The sequence below is a fragment of the Streptomyces sp. NPDC033136 genome (assembly GCF_055578235.1).
The window spans coordinates 405,857-431,558 of record NZ_JBVIPD010000005.1 but is presented as its reverse complement, the minus strand read 5'-3'; the positions used below and the strand labels follow the sequence as shown (position 1 = coordinate 431,558).

The 25,702-nt window shown below is 70.3% G+C and carries 22 protein-coding genes and 1 pseudogene; 10 read left to right on the top strand and 13 right to left on the bottom strand.

Going from position 1 to position 25,702, the window contains the following annotated elements:
* Positions 1–33 precede the first annotated feature (33 nt).
* Together ACZ5TL_RS12555 and thpD are read left to right on the top strand one after the other, a co-directional pair.
* Entirely contained in the window at positions 34–432 is a 399-nt protein-coding gene (locus ACZ5TL_RS12555) for an ectoine synthase (RefSeq protein WP_363121574.1), read from the top strand.
* Positions 433–448: 16 nt separating this feature from the next.
* Entirely contained in the window at positions 449–1,348 is a 900-nt protein-coding gene (gene thpD, locus ACZ5TL_RS12550) for an ectoine hydroxylase (protein WP_468589553.1), read from the top strand.
* Between the two features lie 247 nt (positions 1,349–1,595).
* On the opposite strand, the gene ACZ5TL_RS12545 is transcribed toward thpD, so the two are convergent.
* The 5 genes from ACZ5TL_RS12545 to ACZ5TL_RS12525 all read right to left on the bottom strand — a co-directional run bounded on the left by ACZ5TL_RS12545 (position 1,596) and on the right by ACZ5TL_RS12525 (position 6,391).
* Positions 1,596–2,648, bottom strand: a complete 1,053-nt coding sequence (locus ACZ5TL_RS12545; protein ID WP_468589471.1) for an aminotransferase class V-fold PLP-dependent enzyme — start codon at positions 2,646–2,648, stop codon at positions 1,596–1,598.
* Between the two features lie 95 nt (positions 2,649–2,743).
* Positions 2,744–3,466, bottom strand: a complete 723-nt coding sequence (locus ACZ5TL_RS12540) for a DsbA family oxidoreductase (protein ID WP_468589470.1) — start codon at positions 3,464–3,466, stop codon at positions 2,744–2,746.
* Positions 3,467–3,539: 73 nt separating this feature from the next.
* On the bottom strand, positions 3,540–4,034 hold the full coding sequence (locus tag ACZ5TL_RS12535; RefSeq protein WP_468589469.1) for a GNAT family N-acetyltransferase: 495 nt from the start codon (positions 4,032–4,034) through the stop codon (positions 3,540–3,542).
* Between the two features lie 95 nt (positions 4,035–4,129).
* Positions 4,130–4,738, bottom strand: a complete 609-nt coding sequence (locus tag ACZ5TL_RS12530) for a DUF1349 domain-containing protein (protein ID WP_468589467.1) — start codon at positions 4,736–4,738, stop codon at positions 4,130–4,132.
* Positions 4,739–4,861: 123 nt separating this feature from the next.
* A complete protein-coding gene (locus tag ACZ5TL_RS12525; RefSeq protein ID WP_468589466.1) occupies positions 4,862–6,391 on the bottom strand; it encodes an aldehyde dehydrogenase (NADP(+)) in 1,530 nt (509 codons plus the stop codon).
* 132 nt (positions 6,392–6,523) lie between these two features.
* On the opposite strand from ACZ5TL_RS12525, the gene ACZ5TL_RS12520 reads away from it, so the two are divergent.
* The 4 genes from ACZ5TL_RS12520 (at position 6,524) to ACZ5TL_RS12505 (ending at position 11,398) form a co-directional block, all read left to right on the top strand.
* The gene (locus ACZ5TL_RS12520; RefSeq protein ID WP_468589465.1) at positions 6,524–7,297 is read left to right on the top strand and encodes an IclR family transcriptional regulator; all 774 of its coding nucleotides are present in this window, start codon (positions 6,524–6,526) and stop codon (positions 7,295–7,297) included.
* 3 nt (positions 7,298–7,300) lie between these two features.
* A complete protein-coding gene (locus tag ACZ5TL_RS12515; RefSeq protein ID WP_468589464.1) occupies positions 7,301–7,771 on the top strand; it encodes a GNAT family N-acetyltransferase in 471 nt (156 codons plus the stop codon).
* Positions 7,772–8,045: 274 nt separating this feature from the next.
* Positions 8,046–9,653, top strand: a complete 1,608-nt coding sequence (locus tag ACZ5TL_RS12510; RefSeq protein ID WP_468589462.1) for an SLC13 family permease — start codon at positions 8,046–8,048, stop codon at positions 9,651–9,653.
* Positions 9,654–9,940: 287 nt separating this feature from the next.
* On the top strand, positions 9,941–11,398 hold the full coding sequence (locus ACZ5TL_RS12505) for a peptidoglycan D,D-transpeptidase FtsI family protein (RefSeq protein WP_468589461.1): 1,458 nt from the start codon (positions 9,941–9,943) through the stop codon (positions 11,396–11,398).
* Between the two features lie 69 nt (positions 11,399–11,467).
* On the opposite strand, the gene ACZ5TL_RS12500 is transcribed toward ACZ5TL_RS12505, so the two are convergent.
* Positions 11,468–12,925: an NCS2 family permease gene (locus ACZ5TL_RS12500; protein WP_468589460.1), complete on the bottom strand. Its 1,458-nt coding sequence runs from the start codon at positions 12,923–12,925 to the stop codon at positions 11,468–11,470.
* A 270-nt stretch (positions 12,926–13,195) separates the two neighbouring features.
* On the opposite strand from ACZ5TL_RS12500, the gene ACZ5TL_RS12495 reads away from it, so the two are divergent.
* The 3 genes from ACZ5TL_RS12495 (at position 13,196) to ACZ5TL_RS12485 (ending at position 15,726) form a co-directional block, all read left to right on the top strand.
* Positions 13,196–13,795 (top strand): SigE family RNA polymerase sigma factor, encoded by a 600-nt coding sequence (locus tag ACZ5TL_RS12495; protein ID WP_468589459.1) that lies wholly within the window; start codon positions 13,196–13,198, stop codon positions 13,793–13,795.
* Positions 13,792–14,628 carry a hypothetical protein gene (locus ACZ5TL_RS12490; RefSeq protein WP_468589458.1) on the top strand — a complete coding sequence of 279 codons (837 nt, stop codon included), beginning with the start codon at positions 13,792–13,794 and terminating at the stop codon, positions 14,626–14,628. The genes ACZ5TL_RS12495 and ACZ5TL_RS12490 overlap by 4 nt, the downstream gene beginning before the upstream one ends.
* Positions 14,629–14,892: 264 nt before the next feature.
* A complete protein-coding gene (locus ACZ5TL_RS12485; RefSeq protein ID WP_468589457.1) occupies positions 14,893–15,726 on the top strand; it encodes a pectate lyase in 834 nt (277 codons plus the stop codon).
* A 258-nt stretch (positions 15,727–15,984) separates the two neighbouring features.
* Here the strand turns inward: ACZ5TL_RS12485 and ACZ5TL_RS12480 are convergent, their stop codons facing one another.
* Entirely contained in the window at positions 15,985–17,139 is a 1,155-nt protein-coding gene (locus tag ACZ5TL_RS12480; RefSeq protein ID WP_468589456.1) for a right-handed parallel beta-helix repeat-containing protein, read from the bottom strand.
* Positions 17,140–17,395: 256 nt separating this feature from the next.
* On the opposite strand from ACZ5TL_RS12480, the gene ACZ5TL_RS12475 reads away from it, so the two are divergent.
* Positions 17,396–19,603: a glycoside hydrolase family 43 protein gene (locus ACZ5TL_RS12475; RefSeq protein ID WP_468589455.1), complete on the top strand. Its 2,208-nt coding sequence runs from the start codon at positions 17,396–17,398 to the stop codon at positions 19,601–19,603.
* 7 nt (positions 19,604–19,610) lie between these two features.
* Here ACZ5TL_RS12475 and ACZ5TL_RS12470 read toward each other — a convergent pair.
* From ACZ5TL_RS12470 to ACZ5TL_RS12445, 6 genes and pseudogenes are all read right to left on the bottom strand, one after another.
* Positions 19,611–20,724, bottom strand: a pseudogene (locus ACZ5TL_RS12470) (right-handed parallel beta-helix repeat-containing protein).
* A 41-nt stretch (positions 20,725–20,765) separates the two neighbouring features.
* The gene (locus tag ACZ5TL_RS12465) at positions 20,766–21,923 is read right to left on the bottom strand and encodes a dienelactone hydrolase family protein (protein ID WP_468589454.1); all 1,158 of its coding nucleotides are present in this window, start codon (positions 21,921–21,923) and stop codon (positions 20,766–20,768) included.
* Between the two features lie 57 nt (positions 21,924–21,980).
* Complete coding sequence (locus tag ACZ5TL_RS12460) at positions 21,981–22,163, bottom strand: hypothetical protein (protein WP_468589453.1); 183 nt, start codon at positions 22,161–22,163, stop codon at positions 21,981–21,983.
* 1 nt (position 22,164) lies between these two features.
* A complete protein-coding gene (locus tag ACZ5TL_RS12455; protein WP_468589452.1) occupies positions 22,165–23,304 on the bottom strand; it encodes a pectinesterase family protein in 1,140 nt (379 codons plus the stop codon).
* A 103-nt stretch (positions 23,305–23,407) separates the two neighbouring features.
* Positions 23,408–24,718: a pectate lyase family protein gene (locus ACZ5TL_RS12450; protein WP_468589451.1), complete on the bottom strand. Its 1,311-nt coding sequence runs from the start codon at positions 24,716–24,718 to the stop codon at positions 23,408–23,410.
* Between the two features lie 33 nt (positions 24,719–24,751).
* The gene (locus ACZ5TL_RS12445; RefSeq protein ID WP_468589449.1) at positions 24,752–25,567 is read right to left on the bottom strand and encodes a rhamnogalacturonan acetylesterase; all 816 of its coding nucleotides are present in this window, start codon (positions 25,565–25,567) and stop codon (positions 24,752–24,754) included.
* Positions 25,568–25,702 lie beyond the last annotated feature (135 nt).

Here is a 25,702-nt window from a genome sequence, read left to right as displayed (position 1 = left end):
CAGCACCACCCATCTAGGAGGCATCGCAGCACCGTGATTGTCCGTTCGTTCAAGGAGATCGAAGGTACCGACCGGCACGTGAAGGCCGCGTCCGGTACGTGGGAGAGCAAGCGCATCGTCCTCGCCAAGGAGAAAGTCGGTTTCTCCCTGCACGAGACGATTCTGTACGCGGGTACGGAGACGTCGATGTGGTACGCGAACCACATCGAGGCCGTCGTCTGCGTGGAGGGCGAGGCCGAGCTGACCGACCACGAGACCGGGCAGACGCACACCATCACGCCCGGCACCATGTACCTCCTGGACGGGCACGAGAGGCACACGCTGCGGGTCAAGCAGGACTTCCGCTGCCTCTGCGTGTTCAACCCGCCCGTGACCGGCCGGGAGGACCACGACGAGAACGGCGTATACCCGCTGCTCACCGAGGAGGTGTGACGTTTCCATGACCACCATCACCGAGACCACCACCGGTATCCCCGACCTCTACCCCAGTCGCGGCGCCAGCGAGGTGCTCACCCCGCGCCAGGACCCGGTCGTCTGGGGCGCCCCCGACGCACCCGGCCCGGTCGCTCCGGCCGACCTGCTGTCCTTCGAGCGTGACGGCTTCCTGGCCATCGACGAACTCATCAGCGACGACGAGGTCACCGTCTACCGCGACGAGCTGAACCGCCTGGTGAACGACCCGGACATCCGTGCCGACGAGCGGTCGATCGTCGAGCCGATGTCCAAGGAGATCCGTTCGGTCTTCGAGGTGCACAAGATCAGCGAGGTGTTCGCCAAGCTGGTCCGTGACGAGCGGGTCGTCGGCCGGGCGCGGCAGATCCTCGGCTCGGACGTGTACGTCCACCAGTCGCGGATCAACGTCAAGCCGGGGTTCGGCGCCAGTGGTTTCTACTGGCACTCGGACTTCGAGACGTGGCACGCCGAGGACGGTCTGCCGCGGATGCGCACGGTGTCGGTCTCGATCGCGCTGACCGAGAACTACGACACCAACGGCGGGCTCATGATCATGCCGGGGTCGCACAAGACGTTCCTCGGGTGCGCGGGGGCCACGCCGAAGGACAACTACAAGAAGTCGCTGCAGATGCAGGACGCGGGCACGCCCTCGGACGAGGCGCTGACCCAGCTGGCCTCGCAGCACGGCATCAAGTTGTTCACGGGCAAGGCCGGTTCGGCGACGTGGTTCGACTGCAACTGCATGCACGGCTCCGGCGACAACATCACGCCGTTCCCGCGCAGCAACGTGTTCATCGTGTTCAACAGCGTGGAGAACACGGCGGTGGAACCCTTCGCGGCACCGGTGCGCCGGCCGGAGTTCATCGGGGCTCGGGACTTCACGCCGGTGAAGTGACCAACCCCCTCGGCCGGGGGCCCGGGGGTTGCCCCCGGAGAACACAGCATCGGAGCTCGGGACTTCACGCCGGTGAAGTGACCAACCCCCTCGGCCGGGGGTCCGGGGGTTGCCCCCGGAGAACACAGCATCGGAGCTCGGGACTTCACGCCGGTGAAGTGACCGCTGCCTTCCGGTGAAGTGACCGGATGACACAGCTGCCGGGTGGGGCCTCCTCGTGTGGGACGGGAGGCCCCACCCGGTTCTGTCATGCGGCCAGTACCTCCAGGAGGCGGTCGACGTCCGCCGTGGTGTTGTAGAGGTGGAACGCCGCCCGCAGGTTCCCCGCCCGGTCGGACACCTCGATGCCCGCCCGGCTCAGCTCGCCCTGCCGGTGGCCCAGCCCCGGCACGGACACGATCGCCGAGCCCGGCGCGGGCACCGGCTCGCGGCCCAGCTCGGCGAGCCCGAAGCGGAAGCGGTCCGCGAGGGCGACAGCGTGGGCGTGCACGACGTCGATCCCGATGTCCTCGAGCAGTTCCAGGGAAGCGCGCAGCCCGGCGTAGGTGAACAGGGACGGGCTGACGTCGAACCGCCGTGCGGAATGGGCGAGTTGTTCGACGGGGCCGTAGCAGCTCTCCCAGGGGACCTCACCCGCGACCCACCCGGCGAGCAGCGGGGTGAGCCCGCCGAAGTCCCGCGGGACGACGAAGAACGCGGCCCCGTGCGGCCCGAGCAGCCACTTGAAGCCGATGGCGGCCAGGAAGTCGTCCGCGTCGGCCTCCATCGGCAGCCAGCCGGCCGACTGGGAGGCGTCGACATAGGTACGGGCCCCGTGCGCCCGGGCCGCCTCGCGCACGGCCGGCAGGTCGGCGAGCCGGCCGTCGGCGGACTGGACGGTGCTGACCGCGACGAGTGCCGTGCCGGGGCGGACGGACTCGGCGAGCCGCTCCAGGGGCACGGCGCGCACCTTGAGGTCTCCGCGCGCGTGGAACGGGTTGACCAGGGAGGCGAAGTCGGCCTCGGCCGTGAGGACTTCGGCGCCCGCGGGCAGGGAAGCGGCGATCAGGCCGCCGTACTCGGCGACCGAGGCCCCGGTCGCGACGCGTTCGGCCGGCACGCCGGCCAGCCGGGCGAAGGACGCGCGGGCGGACTCCACGTACTCGTACAGGGGACCCAGGGGTGTGCCCTCGGCGCGCATCCGCACGGCCTGCTGTACGGCGGTGACGGTACGGGCGGGCAGGAGCCCGTTGCTCGCGGTGTTGAGGTAGGTGTGCTTCGGGGTGAACTCGGCACGGACGAGGTTCTCGAAGGTCTCCATGGGACCACTCTGCGTCCCCTGGATCTCCCCGTCCATTGCCGATTTCTGCGCGATGTCACTAAGGAGAGCTTATGGATATGCCCCGACCTGCAGTTTCAGCGTTGGGGCACCGCACAGCCGTCCGGGCCACAGGCGTCTGCGTCGTCGCCGACTCCGCCGTCGACGGTCTTCAGCGGCGCGCGCTCACCGAACGCCTGGGTCAGCGCCTGGGTGAAGACCTCGGCGGGCTGGGCGCCGGAGACGCCGTACGTGCGGTCGAGCACGAAGAACGGCACGCCGCTCGCGCCGAGTTGGGCGGCTTCCCGCTCGTCGGCGCGGACGTCGTCGGCGTAGGCGCCGGGGTCGGCGAGCACGGCGCGGGCGGACTCCGCCTCCAGTCCTGCGGCCACGGCGAGTTCCACCAGCCGCTCGTCGTCGTTGAAGACGGAGCGCTCCTCGGCGAAGTTGGCCCGGTACAGCAGGTCGAGCAGCCGCTCCTGACGGCCCTGCTCCTTGGCGAGGTGGAGCAGGCGGTGCATGTCGAAGGTGCTGCCGTGGTCGCGGCCCCGGGTGCGGTAGCCGAGCCCCTCCGCGGCGGCCTGGGCTCCCAGGTTGTCCTCACCGGCCTCGGCCTGCGCGGCGCTCATCCCGTACTTCTGGGTGAGCATGGTGATCACGGGCTGGATGTCGTCCCTGGCACGGCCCGGGTCCAGCTCGAAGGAGCGGTGCACCACCTCGACCTCGTCGCGGTGCGGGAAGTCCCGCAGTGCTTTCTCGAAGCGGGCCTTGCCCACGTAGCACCAGGGACAGGCGATGTCGCTCCAGATCTCGACGCGCATGTGTCGGCACTCTCCAGGTCGTACGGTACGGAGACTCCCTCCGCCGAGTGCATGAACGTTCAAGCAGCTGTGTTCATTCCCCGGGCAGGGCGAACCGCATCGTCAGATGGTGATCCTCCGGCCCCGCCGGTTCCGGCACCCACCCCTGCCGCCGGTAGAACCCCTGGGCCCGCCGGTTGCCGGCGTGCACGTCGAGGACGGCGGTCCGCCTGGCGTCGGCCCGCCACTCCTCGACGCACGCCGCGTGCAGCGCGCTGCCGACACCGCGACGCCAGTGGCCGGGGTCGACATGGAACTGGAACAGCTTCACCGTGTCCGCCGGGGCGCCCTCGGGAGTGCGGAAGGAGGCCAGGGCGACGATGCGCCCCGCCTCCACGACGCACAGCACCCGCCCGTCCGGCCGCGCGATGGCGCTCTCCCAGGAGGCGAGCCAGTCGGTGCCGTCCTGCGGCAGCCCGTCGGGGTAGTACGTGGCCCGGGCCCGCGAGTGCAGCGCGACGACGTCCGCCGCCTCGGCGAGCCGGACGGTACGGATGACACGGTCCGGAGTCACTCGGTTCCTGATCATGGAAGGGATGACGTGCCCGGCCGGGACGCGGTTCCGGGCCGGGACGCGCCTCCCGGGCGCGCCGGTTCAGCTCCCGCAGGTTCAGCCCCGCCGGTTCAGCTGCCGTCCCGCAGGTCGTCGGGCCAGTACGGCCGGAACTCGATGTGGTCGTACGTCACCACACAGCCCTCCCCCATCGGCGACTGGGTCATGAAGCCGATCAGGGCCGCGCCCGTCTCCTTCTCGTCGCCGAGGGTGAAGAGGCGGATGAAGGTCCAGCGTTCACCGTCGCGGGAGGCGTGGAAGGCGAAGGCGCGGCCGGTGCGGCTCACCCGCAGCCAGACGGAACTGCCGTCGACTGTGAAGGAGTTGGCGTCATCGGAGTGGCCCCGGGTGACGACCGTGCAGACGGTGGGGACGTCCGGGGAGTACTCCAGGCAGAGCTTCGCCCAGGCCCGCTCCCCGACATGGACGTACAACACCCCGGCGTCGAAGGCCGCGCCGAAACCGACCGTGACCTTGGCGATCAGCTGGAAGTCCCCTTCGGGCGCCCCGAGCAGCCGTGGCGCGTCGGAGGCGGGGTCCAGCGCCTCACCGGTGGGCGGCACGAACCGGTCCTGCCGGGCCCCGGCCCACCCGGTGAGCACCCCGTCCTCATGGGACCAGTGGGCCTCCGGCCCGTACGTGCGCAGGGGGAAAGGAAGTTCGGGAAGTTCGAGATCCATTCGGCCGAGTCTTTCACCTCCGGCCCGCGGGGGCGCGGGACTGTGTCGATGTGCGGCTCCGCCGCGGGGTGCGATCAGCCGAAAACGAGCCGGCACCCCGCAACTCACCGCGCCCCCGCGGGGCTACCGCTCCAAGCGCCCGTCGAACCGCCGCGGCAGCCCCAGCGGGTTCTCGTCCCGCAGCTCGGCCGGCAGCAGCGCCTCCGGAGCGTTCTGGTAGACGACCGGCCGCAGCCACCGCTCGATCGCCGTACCGCCCACCGACGTGGACGTCGACGTCGTCGCCGGGTAGGGCCCTCCGTGGTGCTGGGCGGGCGCGACCGCGACACCCGTCGGCCAGCCGTTCACCAGCAGCCGCCCGGCCAGCGGCGTCAGCTCCGTGAGGATCTCGGCCCCCCGGCCCTGCCCCGCCGCCTCTTCCTCGGACAGCTGCACCGTCGCCGTGAGGTTGCCCGGCAGTCGCGACAGCACCGCCTTCACCTCGGTCTCGTCCTCGTAGCGGGCCACCACGGTGACCGGCCCGAAGCACTCCTCCAGGAGCAGGTCGTGCTCGCCCTCCTGGGCCAGCCTGCTCGCCGGGACGGTGAGGAAGCCCGCGCTGACGGTGTGCTCGCCGCCCGCGCCGGGCGTGACCGGGGAGTCGACGTCGGGCAGTTCGGCGCGCTCGGCGACGCCGGCGACGAAGTTGTCGCGCATGCGGTGGTCGAGCAGGACCCCGGCGTCGGTGTCGCTGACGGCGTCGGTCAGCGACTTCAGCAGGGCGTCACCGGCGGCGCCGGACGGGGCGAGGACGAGGCCCGGCTTCACGCAGAACTGTCCGACGCCCAGGGTCATCGAGCCGGCCAGGCCCGCGCCGATCGCCTCGGCGCGCTCGGCGGCCGCGGCCTCGGTGACGACGACCGGGTTCAGGGAGCCCAGCTCACCGTGGAAGGGGATCGGCACGGGGCGGGCGGCCGCCGCGTCGAAGAGGGCCCGGCCGCCGCGGACGGAGCCGGTGAAGCCGGCCGCCGCGACCAGCGGGTGCTTGATCAGCTCGACGCCCGCGTCGAAGCCGTGGACCAGACCCACGACCCCCTCGGGGATGTCGTGCCGGGCGGCGGCGCGGCGCAGCACCTTGGCGACGTACTCGGACAGGGCCGGGTGGTCCGGGTGGGCCTTGACGACGACCGGGCAGCCGGCCGCGAGCGCGCTCGCGGTGTCGCCGCCGGCGACGGAGAAGGCGAAGGGGAAGTTCGAGGCCGAGTAGACGGCGACGACGCCGAGCGACACCTTGTAGCGGCGCAGATCCGGGATCGGCGGGGTCGCGGTGTCGTCGGGGTGGTTGATGACGACGTCCAGGAAGGCACCCTCGTCGACGATGTCGGCGAAGGCCCGCAGCTGGTAGCAGGTGCGGGCGAGCTCGCCGGTCAGCCGGACCGGGCCGAGCGCGGTCTCGGCGTCGGCGGTCTCGACGAGGCCGTCCTTGGCCGCCTCCAGCTCGTCGGCGGCGCTGCGCAGGAAGGCCGCGCGGACGGTACGGTCCGTGAGCGCGCCCCGCGCCTCGTGCGCGGCGCGGACGGCGGCGTCCACCTCCTGGGCTGTGGCCTCCACCGCAACCTGTTCACGCTGCTTCCCGGTTCGGGGGTCGACACTCCAGACTGGTGCTGCTGCCACCGCGGGTCCCTCCACACATGTATTGCCGCAGTACTGGGTCATCCACCAGGGACGTTCGATATGCTGAACACTGTCTCTGATGATGAATATGCTGTGGAGACTATTTCCCGTCGAACGAAGGGGTCAAGGGCGATGTCGGCTGGGGAGACGGGCGGCGGGGCGCAGGTCAAGTCCGCGGTGAGAACGGTTGAACTGCTCGAATACTTCGCCGGGCGTCCCGGTATGCACTCCCTCGCGGCGGTCCAGGAGGCCGTCGGTTACCCCAAGTCCAGTCTCTACATGCTGCTGCGCACGCTCGTCGAACTGGGCTGGGTGGAGACCGACGCGACCGGCACGCGGTACGGCATCGGGGTGCGGGCCCTGCTGGTCGGCACCTCCTACATCGACGGCGACGAGGTCGTGGCGGCGGCCCGCCCGACCCTGGACCGGCTCTCGGACGACACCACCGAGACGATCCACCTCGCCCGCCTCGACGGCACGAACGTCGTCTACCTCGCCACCCGCCAGTCGCAGCACTACCTGCGCCCCTTCACGCGGGTCGGCCGCCGGCTGCCCGCGCACTCCACCTCCCTCGGCAAGGCGCTGCTGAGCACCTGCTCGGACGAGCAGGTCCGCAAGATGCTGCCCGAGACGCTGCCCGCGCTGACCGAGAACACGATCACCGACCGCGAGAAGCTCATCGAGGAGCTGCGCCAGGTCCGGGAGCAGGGCTTCGCCGTGGACCGCGAGGAGAACACACTGGGGCTGCGCTGCTTCGGCGTGGCGATCCCGTACCGCACGCCGGCGCGGGACGCGATCAGCTGCTCGGTGCCGGTGGCCCGGCTGACCCCGGCGCACGAGCAGCTGGTGAAGGACGCGCTGTTCGACGCGCGGGACCGGCTGACACTGGCCACCCGTAGGCTCTGAGGCATGAACGTCGAGTTGCGCGCGGTCCACGACAGTGATCTGCCGGCCTTCTTCCGGCAGATGAACGACCCCGAGGCACTCCGCATGGCGGCCTTCGTCCCCAAGGACCCGGCCGACCGGGACGCCTTCGACGCTCACTGGGCGAAGATCCGATCCTCGTCCGCCGTGGTGCGGACCGTCCTGGCCGACGGCGACGTGGTCGGCAGCGCGGCGGTGTACGGGGTGCCGGGCGAGCGCGAGGTGACGTACTGGGTCGACCGCGCCTACTGGGGCAAGGGCATCGCCACGGCGGCCCTGCGGGCGCTGCTGGCCGAGGTGCCGGAGCGCCCCCTGTACGCGCGGGCCGCCTCGGACAACACGGGGTCGCTGCGAGTGCTGGAGAAGTGCGGGTTCCGTGCCGTGGCGGCGGCCAGGGAGTACGCGCGGGCCCGGGGCGCCGAGATCGACGAGACGGTGCTGCTCCTGGAGGGCTGAGCCGCCCTCCCCCGTCCGGCGGAGGCGGATCGTCGTCGTGCAGGAGATGCCGTCTGCCGCGCGGGAGATGAACGGCGGACTCGATAGCGACGCGGTGCCTGTCGGCGGGGAAACAACCCAGGGCGCCCCTGCCGACGCCCCGGGAGGCGCCTGGACGGTAAAGAGACCGTCAAGAACAAAAAGAACGCAACCGCGACGTGCGCGGTGTCGCATGCCACATTTCCAGACACCGGCTTTACAGCGAAGTGGCCGGAACGTTTCGGAGGAGACGGTCATGGAAATCGACACCAAGCGCGCAGAGGCTCAGGCGCGGACCTCGGCCGGCCCCCGGCCGGGCGCGGACGAGTCCCATCTGTCGCAAAAACGCGTCTGGTTCGGCCGAGCGCTGGGGCCCGTCCTCGCGTTCGTCACGTACTTCCTGCTGCCCCAGGACGACGCCTTGTCCACCCCGGCGCGGACCACGGCGGCGGTCGTCGTACTGATCGCCGTGTGGTGGATGACCGAGGCACTTCCGCTGGCGGTGACCTCATTGGTACCCATTGTCGCGTTCCCGCTGCTCGGCGTACTGGAAATCGCCGACGCGACCGCGCCCTACGCCCACCCGACGGTCTTCCTGTTCCTCGGGGGCTTCGTGATCGCGCTGGCCATGCAGAAGTGGAACCTGCACAAACGGATCGCGCTGCTCACCATGCGGGCCATCGGCACCAAGCCGCGGCAGCTGATCCTGGGCGTCATGGTGGCCACGGCGTTCCTCAGCATGTGGGTGTCCAACACGGCCACCACCTTGATGATGCTGCCGATCGGCACCAGTGTGCTGGCCCTGGTCATAGCCAAACAGACCGGCACGGACGCATCCCGAACGAGAGAGATCGAGAATCCTGTCGCCGAACTCGCCCAGGACCAGGACACCAGGAACTTCGCCACCGGGCTGATGCTGGCCATCGCCTACGCCGCCACGATCGGCGGTCTGGGCACCCTCATCGGCAGCCCCCCGAACCTGATCATGTCGGGGTTCGTCGAGCAGAACTACGACCTCGTCATCGGCTTCGCGGACTGGATGAAGGTCGGCGTCCCGCTCTCCGCCGTCTTCCTCGTCATAGCCTGGCTCTTCCTCACCCGGGTCGCCTATCCCACGAAGCTCACCGACGTGGTCGGAGGCAGGGAAGTCATCCAGGAGGAGATCGACAAGCTGGGCAGGATGTCCCGCGGCGAGTGGAACGTTCTCGCGGTCTTCGTCAGCGCCGCCCTGCTCTGGGTGTTCAAGGATCCGATCACCGGTTGGTCCGCACTGACCTCCGTCCTGCCCTTCATGGCGAACATCACGGACGAAGCCGTCGCCATCGCCGCCGTACTGACGCTGTTCCTGCTCCCCGTCGCATTGAAGAAGGGGCAGCAGACCATGGACTGGCGTACGGCCCAGGCCGGCATCCCCTGGGGGGTGCTCCTTCTCTTCGGCGGCGGGCTGAGCCTGGCCAAGGCCGTACAGGAGACCAAGCTCAGCGACTGGATCGGCACGCGGATGAGCGGTCTGGGCACGCTGCCCACCATCCTGCTGGTCGCCGTGATCTGCCTGATCATCCTGATGCTCACCGAGCTGACCAGCAACACCGCCACCGCCTCCACCTTCCTGCCGGTACTCGGCGGGGTGGCCGTCGGGATCGGCCTCGACCCGCTGCTGCTGCTCGCCCCTGCGGCACTGGCGGCCACCTGTAGCTTCATGCTGCCGGTGGGCACCCCGCCCAACGCCATTGTCTTCGGCTCCGGGTACGTGACGATGCCCCAGATGGTGCGAGCGGGCCTCTGGCTGAACGTGTTCGGGGTCGTGCTGATCACCGGCATGGTGATGCTGCTCGGCGGATGGGCGCTCGGCATCCGGTTCTGACTGAGCGGGGCCGGGCACTGGCGCGGTGGCTGACGCTCCGCTGCCAGTCCCGCCCGCTTCAGCCTGTTCTCGCGAGAGACCCGGGACTTCACTTCAGCCCTGGGAGGAGTCGCAGCGACAGGCGGGTGACACCGTGCATGCGGTCTCCCCCGCGTCGCGGACATCGCACGTCGTCATGCTGCGGACCATGGCCGTGGCTGAACGCCAGATGAGAAAAGCCACCACCGGATGAGAAATCCGGACGAGCAGGAACGGTCCGCCCACTGCGGTTCGTCTTTCTGTTCGGCATGAACAAGACGATCAGGCGCGCATCGGTCTTCACGCTGCTGCTGGTGTTGGCTCTGCTGGGCAGGGCGACGTGGGTGCAGTTCTACGAAGGCCAGGCGCTCGCAGACGACAAGGACAACCGGCGGAACGCGATCGAGACGTACTCGGAGCCGCTCGGGAACATCATCGTGGGCGGGCGGGCGGTCACCGGCTCGGCCCAGACCAGGAACAGCGACCTCGAGTACAAGCGCACGTACACCGACGGCCGGCTGTACGCCGCGGTGACGGGATACGCGTCGCAGGCCTACGCACCGACCCAGCTGGAGGGCATCTACACCGACCTGCTCAACGGCACGGACAGCCGGCTGAAGTCCGTGCTGGACACCCTCACCAACCAGCGGGCCGACCCGGGCAACGTGGTCACGACGATCGACCCGGACGTGCAGAAGGCGGCGTTCGACGCGCTCGGCGACAAGAAGGGCGGGGCCGTCGCCATCGACCCGAAGACCGGGAGGATCCTCGCGGTCGTGTCGACCCCGTCGTACGACCCCTCGTCGCTGACGGACGCCAACACGGCGGGGGCGGCCTGGAAGAAGCTCACCACGGACCCGGACAAGCCGCTGGTCAACCGTGCGCTGCGGCAGCCGCTGCCGCCGGGCTCCACGTTCAAGCTGGTCGTGGCGGCGGCCGCGCTGGAGGACGGGCTGTACGCGTCGGTGGACGAGAAGACGGACAGCCCCGACCCGTACACCCTGCCCGGCACCACCCGGGAGCTGACGAACGAGAACCCGGACGCGCCCTGCACCGACGCCACGATCCGCACGGCGCTGGAGTACTCCTGCAACAACGTCTTCGCGAAGATGGCCGTCAAGCTGGGCCAGGACGAGGTGAAGGCGATGGCCGAGAAGTTCGGCTTCAACGACGACCAGCTGGACGTGCCGGTGCGGGCCTACACGAGCGTGTACCCGTCGGACATGTACCCGTCGCAGACGGCCCTGACGGGCATCGGCCAGTTCGACGTCACCGCGACCCCGCTGCAGATGGCCATGGTGTCGGCGGCCATAGCCAACGGCGGCAAGCTGGTCTCGCCGCACATGGTGTCGCAGATCACCGGCAGTGGCGGTGACGTGTTGCGGGACTACGACGACGAGGCGGGGACGAAGGAGATCCTCTCCTCCTCGACGGCCGAGCAGTTGCAGTCGGCGATGCGGACGGTCGTGGAGCAGGGCACGGGCACCAACGCCCAGGTCCCGGGCGCGACGGTCGGCGGCAAGACGGGCACGGCCCAGCACGGCGAGAACAACAGCCAGGTGCCCTACGCCTGGTTCACCTCCTACGGCAAGTCCGGCTCGTCGGGCGAGGAGGTCGCCGTGGCGGTCGTCGTGGAGCAGTCGGACGCGGCCCGCTCGGAGGTCAGCGGCAACGGCCTGGCGGCACCGGTCGCCAAGGCGATGATGGAAGCGGCGCTGAAGGACTGAACCTCCGCCGCCCGGAACGCGTCTGTACGGACGGGCCGCCCCCTTCCCCCCGGGGGCGGCCCGTCACCGTTACTTCGCTCCCAGGAGCTGCTCGATCGGGTCGATCGCGAAGTACACGAGGAACAGCGCCGAGGTGGCCCACAGCAGCCAGTGGACCTCCTTGGCCTTGCCGAGCACGGTCCTGATGACGACGTAGGCGAGGAAGCCGGCGCCGATGCCGTTGGTGATGGAGTAGGTGAACGGCATCACGGCGATGGTGAGGAACGCGGGGATGGCGATGTCGTAGCGGTCCCAGTCGATGTGCTTGACCTGGGTCATCATCAGGAAGCCGACGGCGACCAGGGCCGGGGCGGCCGCCTGGAGCGGGACGATGGTGAGCAGCGGGGTCAGGAACAGCGCGAGGCCGAACAGGCCGCCGGTGACGAGGTTGGAGAAGCCGGTGCGCGACCCCTCACCGACACCGGCCGCCGACTCGATGTAGGAGGTCGCGGAGGAGGCCGAGGCCGCGCCACCCGCGACGGCCGCGGCACCGTCGATGAGCAGCACCCGGCCGAGGTTCGGGACCTTGCCCTCCTCGTCGAGCAGACCAGCCTCGGCGCTGATGCCGACGACCGTGCCCATCGTGTCGAAGAAGTCGGACAGGATCAGCGTGAAGATCAGCAGGACGACGGTGATGACGCCGACGCCGGGGGCGCTGAAGGCGCCGAACAGGTCGAAGTCGCCGATGAGTCCGAAGTCGGGGGCGTCGACGAGCCGGTCGGGCCAGGACGGTGTGGTCAGGCCCCAGCTCTTGATGTCGGCCGTGGAATTGATCACTACGGCCACCGCCGTCATGGTGACGATGCTGATCAGGATGGCGCCCTTGACCTTGCGGGCGAGCAGGCCGATCGTCAGCAGCACACCGAGGCAGAAGACGAGCATCGGCCAGCCGGCGAGGGTGCCGGTGCCGCCCAGCTGGACGGGCACGGTGGTGTTCGCGGCGTCCGGGATGCGGCTGACGAACCCGGCGTCGACGAAGCCGATGAAGGCGATGAACAGGCCGATGCCGACGCTGATCGCCTGCTTGAGCGGCTGGGGTATCGCGTGCATGACGGCTTCACGCAGGCCGGTCACCACCAGCGCGCAGATGAGCAGGCCCTCCAGGACGACCAGGCCCATCGCGTCGTCCCAGCTCATCAGCGGGGCGATCTGGAAGGCGACCACGGCGTTGAGGCCGAGTCCGGCGGCGAGCGCGAGGGGCAGGTTGCCGCCGACGCCCATGATGATCGTCATGACCGCGGCGACCAGGGCGGTGGCGGTGGTGAGCTGGACGGCGTCCAGCTGGTGTCCGAACTTGTCCTCGGCGCTGCCCAGGATGATGGGATTCAGGACAAGGATGTAGGCCATCGTGAAGAAGGTGGCGAAACCGCCGCGGATCTCACGGCCGAAGGTGGAGCCCCGCTCGGAGATCCGGAAGAACCGGTCGACACTGTTCGCCGGGGGTGGCGTGGCGGGTGGCCGGTCGGTGGTCTTCTGCGGTTCGGACATGGCGCGTGCTCCTCGGTGCCTGGGTGATCGGTGTGCGGATGCTGGCCGGATTGTGCCTGTGCTGAACCGCGTTCAGGTTTTCTCCGTGTTACGGAATCAGAGTCCGGCCCGCCATTCGCTGTTCGAAGCTCCGTACGAACCATCCTGAGATCGCTGCTACGCTTCCGGATCTCGTCCGGGCCTCCCCCGGATGCTCACATGTCATCTACATGACACTCACGGGCGCCCCCCGCCGGGAGTGCCCGCAGCCGCTGCGAGGAGAGGTCGCCCGTGGGCACAGTCGTCGACGACGCCGCCTCCGTGGAGTTCCACGCCTTCTTCGAGCGTCACTACGCCGAACTGTCCCGTCTGGCCCACCTGCTGACGGGCGAGCAGGACACCGCGGACGACCTGGCGGCGGACGCGCTGCTGGCGCTGTGGCACCGCTGGGACCGGGTCCGCGCGGCCGACCATCCGGCGGCGTACGCCCGCGGTGTGGTGGCCAATCTGGCCCGCACCCGTATCCGCAGCGCGGTGCGCGAGCGGCGGCGCATCGCCCTTTTCTGGTCGCAGCGCGATGAGAACACCGAGAACCCGGACGTCGCGGGTGTCGTCGACGTCCAGGAGGCCCTGCGCCGGCTGCCGTTCCGCAAGCGGGCCTGCGTGGTACTGCGGCACGCCTTCGACCTCTCGGAGAAGGACACCGCGCTCGCCCTCGGGGTCTCGGTGGGTACGGTGAAGAGCCAGACCTCGAAGGGAATGGCCGAACTGCAGCGGTTGCTGGGCACGCGGGGAGTACCGCAGCGCGTGCACGCGGCACTGGGCGCTCCGCGCTGCTCACCCGCCGTGGAGGGCGTGCGCACCGGTGAGGGCGGAGGGAGGGACCGATGACCATGCGGCGGGACGTGCACGAGGAGCTGCGCACACGGCTGCACGAGGCGGCCGGGGCGCACGAGCCCGACCGGGAGCGCATGCTGGCCCGGATCGAGCGCGGCATGGCCGGTCCGGCCGGTTCCGGCCACCGGGCGACGCGTCCGCCGGTGTTCGGCTGGATGCGGGTGGCCGGCGCGACGGCCGCGGTGGCCGGTGTGCTGGCGGTGGGAGGCTACGCGGTGGCCTCCGCGGTGAAGGAGGAGACCGCCCCGCAGCAGGAGGTGGCGACGTCCCCGACACCCACACCGTCGCCGGAGGCGACGAGCCGGGCCCCCGCGCCGCCGGTGGACCCGGCGCCGAGCAGCCCGCCGGAGCGCACCGAGTCCGGTCCCCCGCCGTCGCGGACACCGAGCGCCTCCGCACCCGAGCGGCCGCCCGCCGCCACCGAGGACGGGCCGCTGTGGTCGGACGGCTCGGTCGACCCGCACAGCAACGACTTCTGGGCGCAGAGCAACATCACGATCAAGACCCGCGAGCAACTGACCGCGCTGACCGTGCGGTTGCGGATCGCCCAGACCGGCGGGGTCTCCGACGCGGGCGCCTGGCGCTCCCTGCCCGAGAACGACTTCGCCCTCACCGTCGCCGAGCAGGACGGCTTCCTCGTCTACACCTGGACCCTCAAGGAGGGCCGCACGGTCCCGGCCGGCGAGTGGGTGTTCGCGGGGCAGTTCGACCACGACCGCGGCGGCCGTGACGCGGGCGCGGACCGCTATTCCGTGACGGCCGCCGCGGGCGCGCGGCAGCTGTCCGTGGGCGGCGGCTTCGCCGCCGTGGACGACGGCGACTCGTGAGCACCCCGCAACGGTGACCCCGTGGACGGCGTCGGCACCGAGGGATACGGGCGCACGGCCCTCCGGCGGGCGGGGGCCGATCGGCCCGAGCAGCCGCGTCCAGGCCCCGAGCGCCACGGGCGGTGGCGGGTCGGCCGGCCTCGCCGACCGGGTCCGACGTGTCCGACGTACTGGTGTGAAAAAAATCCGAAGACATGGCAACCCTTTCCTCACCAGTGGCGACCACCAGGCGCCAGAGTCACCACCCAGCTGAGGAATCGGTACATGACTGCACCAGCTGAACAGCGCGTCCGCCACCGTCGCCGGGTCACCAGGCGGCGGGCCGTGATCGCCGGGGTGTCCGCGTTCGGCATCACGGGCGCGGCCGTCGTCACCACGACGATGCTGTCGACGGCGGGCGCCGCGTCCTCCTGGCCCTCGGACAAGGGCAAGACGCCCGTGTCCAAGACCATCCCGGTCTCCGGTGTGCGCGACGGCGGGATGAAGATGTTCTACGGCACGGGCGCCCTGGGCGGCGGAAGCCAGGACGAGGGGCAGGACCCGCTCTTCGAGCTGGCCGACGGCGCGGTTCTCAAGAACGTCATCATCGGCACCCCGGCCGCGGACGGCGTGCACTGCAAGGGCAGTTGCACGCTCCAGAACGTGTGGTGGACGGACGTCGGCGAGGACGCGGCCAGCTTCAAGGGCAAGTCGTCGTCGGCCGTGTACAAGGTGATCGGCGGCGGCGCGAAGAACGCCGACGACAAGGTGCTGCAGTTCAACGGCGCCGGCACGCTGAACGTGTCGGGCTTCCAGGTGCAGAACGCCGGGAAGCTGGTCCGCTCCTGCGGCAACTGCAAGACGCAGTACAAGCGCACGATCGTGCTGAACGACATCGACGTGACGGCTCCGATGAACTCGATCGTCGGTGTGAACGCCAACTACGGCGACACGGCCACGCTGTCGAAGATCCGTATCCACGGCGACAGCAAGAAGAAGATCAAGACGTGTGTGCGCTTCCAGGGCAACAACACGGGCAAGGAGCCCAAGGAGCTGACGCCGCCCGGCCCGGACGGCAAGACCTGCAAGTTCCAGGCCTCCGACATCAGCTACCGGTGAGGTCACACCTCTCCTGAGTTCCGGCCGGTCCGAAACCCCCCTTGGGCCGGTCGGCCGCCGGACGTCCGGCCCCCCAGTCGGGCGCCCCGGCACCCCGACCCCTCCGGAGCCCCCCTCCGGACGGTCGGACAGCACTGGCCGAGCCCCCCTCGGCCGGTTCGCGGGACGCCCCCGCCGATTCGCACCGGCGGGGGCGTCGTCGTCCGCGCGCGACGGGCGTCACCGTCGTGAAGCGACCCCTCAGTCCATTCAGTCCATTCAGTCCATCGTCGAGCCGATGGCCGTGGAGCCGGTCGTCAGGAACGCCGTCGCCGGGAGGGAGCCGTCCGCCCCGCGTGCCCCGGAGGCGCCGGCCGCGTCCGTCGACCGGAAGCGCGGGGTGGCGACGCCGCTGTCCCAGGAGTTGCCGGCCGAGACGGTCGAGGAACCCAGCTCGGCCGGTCCTCCCTGGTCCCGGACGGCGAGGTTCCGGCCGAGGCGGGCCGTACCCGTGGCGAAGCGGAAGCCGTTCCCGGCATTGGCGTACGCGGTGTTGCGGCTCAGGGCGACGGCGCCGGTGTTGGAGTTCTCGGTGAAGCCGTGGAGCCTGTTGTCCCAGGCGGCGTTGCCGGTGACGGCATGGGCGGCGGACGCGCCCCCGCCGCCCAGTTCAAAGCCGTTGCCGTCGCCCTCGAAGGCCGGGTCGTTCCAGCGGTTGTCTCCGTTGCCGAACGCCCAGGAGTGCTCGATGGTGACCGGCGAGGAGAACTGCCACAGGTCGAGTCCGTCGTCGGAGTTGCCGTACAGCCGGGCGCCGGTGATGCGGTTGCCCGTGCCGGAGCCGAACTTGACGGCGATGCCGTCGGCGTTCTGCCCGTGGCCGGCCGGGTCGTAGTTGCCGTGGCTGTCGAGGTTCTGCACGAGGTTGTCCCTGGTGCCGTCGCCGCGCAGGGTGAAGCCGGAGTCGCCGTTGTCCGAGGTGACCAGGTTCCGGAAGATGCCGCCGGCCGAGGACGTGGCGACGAAGCCCTGGGCCGGGGACCTGGTGAAGGTGAGGTCCTCGACCGTCCAGTGGTCACCGTGGATCGCGGCCAGCCAGGAGCCGGCGGGCAGCCTGGAGCCGTCGATCCGCACCTTCTCGCCGCCGTGCGCACGCAGCGTGATGCGTGCCGAACCGGTGCCGTTCGCCGAGGACTTGAGGGTCGCCGCCGGGTAGTAGGTGCCGCCGCGGACCTCGATGGTGGTGCCGGCGACGGCGTTCTTCACGGCTGCTTCGAGCTGGGCCGTGGTGGAGACGGTGACCGTCGGGGAGGCGGCCTGTGCGCCGCCGCCCGACAGCCCGAGGTACACACCGCCCGCCGCCGCGGCACAGGCCACCGCGGCGGCGATGGAGAGCGTACGGGTCCTGCGGTGACCTCCGGCGCTCGGCAGCACGGAGCGTTCCTTTCCTGGGGGGTCCTGGGGGGTGTCCTGGGGGATCAACGACGAAAACGGTTCGGGGGCCCGCTCCGGCCCGTTTCCAAGCACCAGTCGCCGCCGCGCCGGGAAGGGTTGCCGCCGAGCCCGGCGATGTCCCGAAAGTTTCGGAACCGCCCGCCTCCTGCACACCCGTTGACGCCCTGCTCCCCTGGGGTGAAACTCCGAGGGGCCGTTATCCAACAGAATCCCCCACACTCCGACAGGAAGTGTCATGCGTCCCCGCACGCTCATGCTGCCGTTCCTGGCACTGACCGGCCTCCTCCTGACCCTTCTCACCGCGCCACCCGGCACCGCGGACTCCGGAGCACCACCCATGAAGCACTCCAGGTACGCCGGCTATCTCTTCGCCTACTTCACCGGCGAGGGCACCGCCGACGGCGAGCAGATCCGTTACGCCCTGAGCCGGGGCAACGACGCGCTGCACTGGCGTGAGCTGAACGCCGGCAAACCGGTCCTGACCTCCACGATCGGCGAGAAGGGCCTGCGCGACCCGTTCGTGATCCGCTCCCCCGAGGGCGACAAGTTCTACCTGATCGCCACCGACCTGCGGATGTACAAGAACTCCAGCGGCAGCTGGGACCAGGTCCAGCGGCACGGCAGCAAGTCGATCATGGTCTGGGAGTCCGCCGACCTGGTCAACTGGACCGACCAGCGCCTGGTGAAGGTCTCGCCGGACAACGCGGGCAACACCTGGGCCCCGGAGGCCTACTGGGACGACGAGCTCGGTGAGTACGTCGTCTTCTGGGCGTCGAAGCTGTACGCCGACGACGACCCGGACCACAAGGGCAGCACGTACAACAAGATGATGTACGCGACCACCAAGGACTTCCGCACCTTCAGCGAGCCGAAGATCTGGAACGACCCGGGCTACTCGGTCATCGACTCCACGGTCGTGAAGCACGAGGACGAGTACTACCGCTACACCAAGGACGAGCGGGACCCCGGCTCCTCCAGCCCCTGCTCCAAGTTCATCACCGGTGAGAAGTCGACGTCCCTGACCTCGACGAAGTACGACTTCGTGGCCGACTGCATCGGCAAGGGCGCGATGAACCAGGGTGAGGGCCCGACGGTGTTCAAGTCGAACACCGAGAAGAAGTGGTACCTGTTCATCGACGAGTACGGCGGCCGCGGCTACGTCCCGTTCGAGACCACCGACCTCGCCTCCGGCAAGTGGACCCCGTCCACGGACTACCAGCTCCCGGCGAGCCCCCGGCACGGCACGGTGCTCCCGGTGACGCAGAAGGAGTACGACCGGCTGCTGGCGGCCTACCCGAGCACCCCCACCTCCGTGGTGGACGCGACGGCCAGGCACCAGAAGGGCTACTCGATCGTCACGGACAGCGCGTCCAAGGTCGTCCTGCCGATGGAGCCGGATGCCGATCTGCGCCGTCTGGCCCCGAAGCTGTGGGTCGGTGAGGGCGCGAAGCTCAGCCCGAAGTCCGGCACCCGGCGTGACTTCCGCAAGCCGCAGAAGTACACCGTGACGGCGGCCGACGGCACCCGGCGCACCTGGACGGTCGAAGCGGTCCGCACCCGCAGCCCCCTGCTGCCCGGCCTCAACGCCGACCCCGACGTCCACTACCTCGACGGCAGGTACTGGATCTACCCGACGACGGACGGCTTCCAGGGCTGGAGCGGCACCAAGTTCAAGGCGTACTCGTCGAAGGACCTGGTCCACTGGAAGGACCACGGCGTCATCGTCGACCTCGGGCCTGACGTGACCTGGGCGGACAAGTACGCCTGGGCGCCCGCGATCGCCGAGCGGAACGGCAAGTACTACTTCTACTTCTGCGCCGAGCAGCAGATCGGCGTGGCGGTGGCCGACTCCCCCGCCGGTCCCTTCAAGGACGCCCTCGGCAAGCCGCTGGTCGCCAAGGGCGGCTCGCTCAAGGGCCAGATGATCGACCCGTCGGTCTTCACGGACGACGACGGGCAGGCATACCTGTACTGGGGCAACGGGCGCGGGTACGTCGTGCCGCTCAACGACGACATGGTGTCCTTCGACGCGTCGAAGGTGCAGGACATCACCCCGGACAACTTCCGCGAGGGCGCCTTCGTGATCAAGCGGAAGGGCACGTACTACTTCATGTGGTCGGAGGACGACACCCGCAGCGAGAACTACCACGTGGCCTACGCGACCGGACCGTCCCCGCTCGGCCCGTGGACCAAGCACGGGACGATCCTTCAGAAGCGGCCCGAGTACGGCATCCTCGGCACCGGTCACCACTCGGTGGTGAACACCCCCGGCACCGACGACTGGTACGCCGTCTACCACCGCTTCGCCCTCAACGGCCCCGGACGGCCGGGCGGCGACGGCATGCACCGGGAGACCACCATCGACCGCATGGAGTTCGCGGCCGACGGCAGCATCAAGCCGGTGGTACCGACGCTGGAGGGGATCAGGCCGGTGAAGAGGTAACTCCGGCTCAGTCCATCGTCGCGCCGATCGTCGCGCTGCCCGTGGTCAGGAAACTGGTCACGGGCAGCGCGCCGTTCGACTGCCGGGCGTTGTAGGTGGTCGAGGCGTCGGTGGACCGGAAGGCGGGGGTCCCGGTCCCGGAGTCCCAGTTGTTGCCGGACGACACCACCGAAGCGCCCCTGCTGGCCGAACCGCTGCCGTTGCTCACGGCGAGGTTCTTGCCGAGGCGGGCCGACCCGGTGGCGAAGTAGTAGCCCCACTTGGCGTTGGCGTAGGCGGTCGTGCGGTTGATGACGATCGCACCCCTGTTGGAGTTCTCCGTGAAGCCGTTGCCGGTGTTGTCCCAGGCGGCCGAGTTGTTGACCACGTGTGCGACGGCCTCGCCGTCGCCGCCGAGCTTGTAGCCGTTGCCGTCGCCCGCGAAGGCGGAGTCGGACCAGCGGTTCTTGCCGTTGCCGAAGGCCCAGGTGTGCTCGATGGTGACCGGGGAGGAGAAGGACCAGAGGTCGATGCCGTCGTCGGAGTTGTTGAAGAGCCGGGCGCCGGTGATCAGGTTGCCGGTGCCCGAGCCGTACTTCACGGCGATGCCGTCGGCGTTCTCGCCGTGGTTGGCGGCGTCGTAGTGGCCGTAGGAGTCGATGTTCTTCACGGTGTTGTCGACCGTGCCGTCGCCGGTGAGCGTGAAGCCCGAGTCGCCGCCGTTGATGGTCTTGATGTTGTTCCAGTTCGTGCCGGTGCAGGACCCGCAGACGACCGCGCTGTCCGGGGAGTTCTGGAAGGTGATGCCGGAGACGTTCCAGTAGTCGGCGGTCAGCTTGAAGATCCAGGAGCCGGCGGGCAGGTTCGAGCCGTCGATCTTCACGGTCTCCGAGCCGTACGGGGTGAGTGTGATCGGCGAGGAACGAGGTGCCGTTGGCCGTGGACTGGAGGGTGGCCGACGGGTAGTAGGTGCCGCCGCGGACCTGGATGACGGTACCGGGCGTGGCGTTCTTGAGGGCGCTGGACAGGTCGGACGAGTTGCTGACGACCACGGCCTGGGCCTGGGCCTGGGTGGGCAGGGCGGCGAGGCCGGCGCCGGCGACGAGTGTCGCGACGGCCAGGAGGGGGGTACGACGAGGCATGGGAAGCGGTGCCCTTCTCGTGCGGGTATGGGGGGGACGGTTCACAGGGCGGAGTCGAGCCAGGTGAAGACCTCGTCCTGCATGCGGTCGACGAAGACATGACCGAGGTCGGGCCAGGTCTTGAGGTGCAACCGCTCCTCGGCGTGGCGTGACCGCCAGACGGCGCGCAGCTTGTCGTGGGCCACCCGGACGCCGTCGGCGGGGAAGAGGGTGTCCAGAGCGCCGCTGAAGAAGAGCATCGGCCTGGGTGCGGCGATGCCCGCCACGTCGGGGAAGTCGAGGAACCGGGGAAGCCCGGGGTGGAGCATGTAGTACGCCGACTGCCCGCGCAGCGCGTTGTTGCCGGGCACCATCATTTCCTTGAGCCCGGTCATCCAGCAGACGCTCACGGCAGCGGCGATGTCGTCGCTGAGGGCGGCGGTCTGCCAGGCGCGGTAGGCGCCCATGGAGAACCCGGCGGCCGCGACCCGGCGCCCGTCCACGCGGTCGAGGCCCGCCAGGAACGCCGCCGCCCGCTGGTCCTCGCGGGCCATCAGCCCGGCGAGTGAGGAGCCGAGGTGGTAGAAGTTGCTCGCGAGGGCCTGCTGCTGCTCGTAGGCGAGGGGCCCGCGGTCGCCCCAGCCGAGCGCGTCCAGGCACAGCACCACATAGCCCCGCCGGGCCAGTTCGTCGCCGACGAACCGCCCGCTGAAGTACTTCTCCGCCCACGCCCGCGCGGAGGCGAGCCGCGTGTCGTCGTACCAGGGCCGGACGAGTTTCTCCTTCCCGATGTCGAACCTGGCGCCGTGGTCGTGCAGCAGCAGCACGGCGGGAAAGGGGCCGCGGCCGTGCGGGGTGAGCAGGGCGCCGCGCACGCGCTCGTGGCGGGTGAGGGAGAGGGTGACCAACTCCCTTGTGTAGCCCTCTGCCTGGGCACGGGCGCCGAACTCCGGTGCGTAGGGCGTCCCGTCCTGTCGCTCCACGAGGAGGTGCCCCTCGACCGTGGCCCGGGCGGCGCGCCGCCAGGCGCGGAAGTCTCGGATCGGGGAGCGGCCCCAGGCGAGCGGGAAGGTCAGGGCGTCCTTCAGCGCCGGGTGGAAATCGGGCAGCGGGCCGTCCACGACCGCGGCCTCCGCCCCGCTCACCGCTCCCCCGGCCAGCAGCGCCGTGCTCGCCCCGACCACGAACGTCCGCCGGCCCAGCGGCTCATGGGCACCCATACGGCCTCCCCGTTCCGGCGTGCCGCAGTACGTACCCGCTCGACCGCTGAGGGGACGTCAAGGCGCGGTGGTCGTACAGGTCGGCAGGGTCGGCCCGCCGGCGGCGTCCACGGCTGCCTGGACCGGGCAGCCGGGGCGGACGGGCAGGACGCGGTGGCGCGGCGCGGCGGAGGCGGGCCGGGTGCCGGCGGCGGTCAGGCCGCCGGCGACGCCGGTGAGCAGGAGTGCGCGTCGGCGCATCTCAGCACGCCTTCGGTGGCTGCCAGTCGCCGAGCCAGGTGGCGCGGGTCGCCGACTGGGCCTGCTCGTCGGTGAGGTGGGGCCGGTTCTCCGGGACGGTGACGACGGCGCCCGGGCCGGTGTTGCGGTACTCGGCGAAGCGCTGGTCCTGCCATGGGTGTGCGTCGCGCATGTTGGCGTAGGGCGCGACCGCGTCGATGCCCGGGCCCAGCCAGGTGTCGCGCACCGTGAGCATCGGGCGGACGGTGGTGCTGGAGCTGGGCACCCAGGGGCGGGCCAGTTTGTAGTAGCCGCCCGGAGCCTCGCTGCTGACGTGGCCGCGCGTCACGAGGTAGCCGTGCGGGTTGGCGCGCTCCGTGGAGGGGGCGAAGACGAAGCCGTACGGGGCCTTGGACAGGTCGGTGCGGTTCAGGGTGCGGAAGTGGCAGTGCTCGAAGACGGCCGAGGCCCGGCCGAAGACGAAGTCGACGTCGCCCTCGACGTAGCAGTGCGAGAAGAACTGGCGGGCGAAGAGGCTCGCCGCGTTGGAGTCGGCGTACAGGGTGTCCTGGTGGCCGAGGAAGCGGCAGTGGTGGAAGGCCGAGCGGTCGCCCTGCACCTTGATGGCGACGGCCTGGGTGCCGGTGATCTCGGGGTGCTCCTCGCGCAGGAAGTCGTTGGCGAAGGTGATCCGGTGGGCGGTGAAGCCGTCGGCCCGGACGGTGGTGGTGGCCGAGCCGGTGGTGCCGTAGGTGCCCGAGCCGTCCGGCTTCGGGGTGCCGGCCGCGTTGTCGTAGACGATGACGACGTCACGCGGACCGTCTCCGGCGCCGAGCCAGGTCATCTCCGTGCGGGAGCGGTCGACGGAGACCGTCTCCCGGTAGGTGCCCGGCGCGATGACGAGGGTCCAGCCGCTGCCTCCGGCGGCGGTCACGGCGGCCTGGACGGAGGTGAAGTCGCCGCGGCCGTGCGGGTCGACGTACAGGGTCTGCGGGGTGCGGCGGGCGTCCGGCGAACCGTACCGGCCGAAGGGACGCGGCCGGGCCTGGGCGGGGGCGGCCGCCCCGACGACGAGCGCGGCCGCGGCACCGGCGCCCGCGAGCAGGATTCCCCTTCTGGGCAGGGAGGGCCGGGGGTGGGGGTGGGGGTGGGGCGAGGACATGCGGGTGCTCCTTGGGGGTGCGGCTCGGGCGGTGGTTCCTCGCGTGGGGGGTGGGGGGTGGGGGCCGGGGCGGTCCGCCCCGGCCCGGGGCGTGCGGGTGACGTCAGCGCAGGCGGCCGGCGCCCGCGAAGTGGTCGACGAGCCACGGGATCGCCCGCGGCGAGTGGACCTGGGTGCGCAGGGTCGGCTTCCAGCCGGCGCCGGACTGCAGCGTCTCCTCGGGGATCTCCGCGTTGTGCACGGCGATCAGGTCGGTGAGCCTGCCGTTGACGTAGTTGTTCTCGGCGGTCAGCGGTGCCTCCTTCCACTTCTTCAGGATCTTGGCCGTGCTGACGCCCTTCGCCAGCGAGAAGGCGTTGTCCGTGGCGTGCAGCCGCGATTCGATGCCGATGCCGAAGACGTAGCCGAACGGCTGGTCCTTGGTCACCACGAAGTGGTTGTTGTACGAGTCGACCTGCCCGAACCGCACGCGGGGCGCACGCTCGACGATGCCCTCGAAGCGGTTGTGGTGCAGGGTGACCTTGAGCTTGCCGGCGTCGTCCGCGGCGGCGCTGTCGCTGTTGCCGATCAGCATGGTCTTGTCGTGGTTCTTGAAGGAGTTCCAGGACACGGTCACGTGGTTGGAGCCGCGCACGATGTCGAGCAGCCCGTCGTGCTGCTGGTAGACCTTGCCGAGGTACTTCGGCAGGGAGCTGTCGGGGTGGCGGCCGTCGGTGAGGGTGTTGTGGTCGACCCACACATGGGTGGAGCCGTAGACGACGACGCCGTCGTACTCGGAGTTCCAGGCGCCGGTTCCGTTGTCGTCGGTCGGGTCCCACTGCGGGAAGCAGTCGATCGGGGCCTCGATGGTGAGGTTGCGCAGGATGACGTTGTGCACGCCCTTGATCTGCAGGCTGCCGCCGAGGATCCCGGAGTTCTCCCCGACGCCCACGATGGTGGTGTTGGAGGGGACGCTCACCCTGACGGCCTTGCCCTGGTTGTCCGAGGACGCGTCCCGCAGGTCCTCCTGCTCCCCGCTGACCGGGGTGTCGTGGCCCCAGACGGCGGGGTCGTAGTCGGCGAGGTACTGCTGGAAGTCGTAGCCCTCGGCCTCGAAGGCCTCGCAGCCCTGGGCCACGGCGTCGATCATCCCCTTGACCTTGATGATCTTCGGGGCGTCACCGCCGGCCTTCAGGGCGGCCTTGAACTCCTCCCAGGTGGTGACGGTGTGGACGTGCTCGGCGTCGGCGGCCGAGCCGCCCGTCGTGCCCGTCCCCTGAGAGGCCCAGCCGTCCTTCGCGGCGAGTACCTCACGGCCGAGGTCCCGGCCGCCCGCCTGGGCGGTGGCGCCGGTCAGGGACAGCACCAGGGCGGTGCATCCGACGAGCGCGGCGGCTCTTGCTGCGGCATGCCCATGCCAGTCGCGTGTGTTCATGGTGCGGCTCTCCTAGTACAGGACGGGGTGGGGTCAGGCGGCGGACTGGGGCCAGGTGATCCAGGACTCCGGGATGTCGTCGTCCAGCCGGCGCACGTCCCGCGGTGCCAGCACCCGGATGCGCAGCAGTTCCCGCACCACCAGCCGCGCCACGGCGATCGCGCCGGGCGGGTTGAAGTGCGTGTTGTCCTGCTCGGTCTCGGTCCAGTTGAAGTACTTCTTCGTCTCCTCGACCCCGAGTTCCTGCCACAGCGCGATGGACAGGGCCTGGATGTCGAGCAGCGCCACGCCCTCCGCCTGGGCGAGCGCCCGCATCGCCGCGGGGTACTCGCCGTGGCTGGACCGGGCGTTGCCGTTCGCGTCGAATCTGCGGCGCTCCACGGACGTGGCCAGCACGGGGCGCGCGCCGCGTGCACGGGCGCCGGCGATGTATCGCCGCAGGTAATCCTGGTACGTCGTCCAGGGCTCGGTGTAGCGGGCGGGGTCGTCGGACTTGGCGTCGTTGTGGCCGAACTGGATCAGCAGGAGGTCGCCGGGCCGGATGGCGTCGAGAATGGCGTCGAGGCGGCCCTCGTCGATGAAGCTCTTCGAACTGCGGCCGTTCACGGCGTGGTTGGAGACCTTGAGGGGCTCGTGGAGGAAGAACGGCAGTGCCATGCCCCAGCCGGTCTCGGGGGCGGCGTCGGCGTACTTCTGGGCGGCGGTGGAGTCGCCGGCGATGTAGAGGGTGCGGGTGCGCGGGGCGCCGCCGTAGGAGGAGGCGGTGGCGTGCGCGGGGGACGCGGCGGCGGCGACGGGGATGGCGGCGATGAGCGCCGCGGCGGCGACCTGTCTGCGGGTGAGAGACATGGGGGCGGCCTTTCAGGGCGGTGTTTCGGGGCTTTCGGCAGTGCCTCTTACTTCGGGTGTGGAGGGTTGTGGGGGGTGGGGTGGGGGGGGTGGAGGGGTTGAGGGGTGGGGCCGGCGGCGGGGCGCGATGGGTGT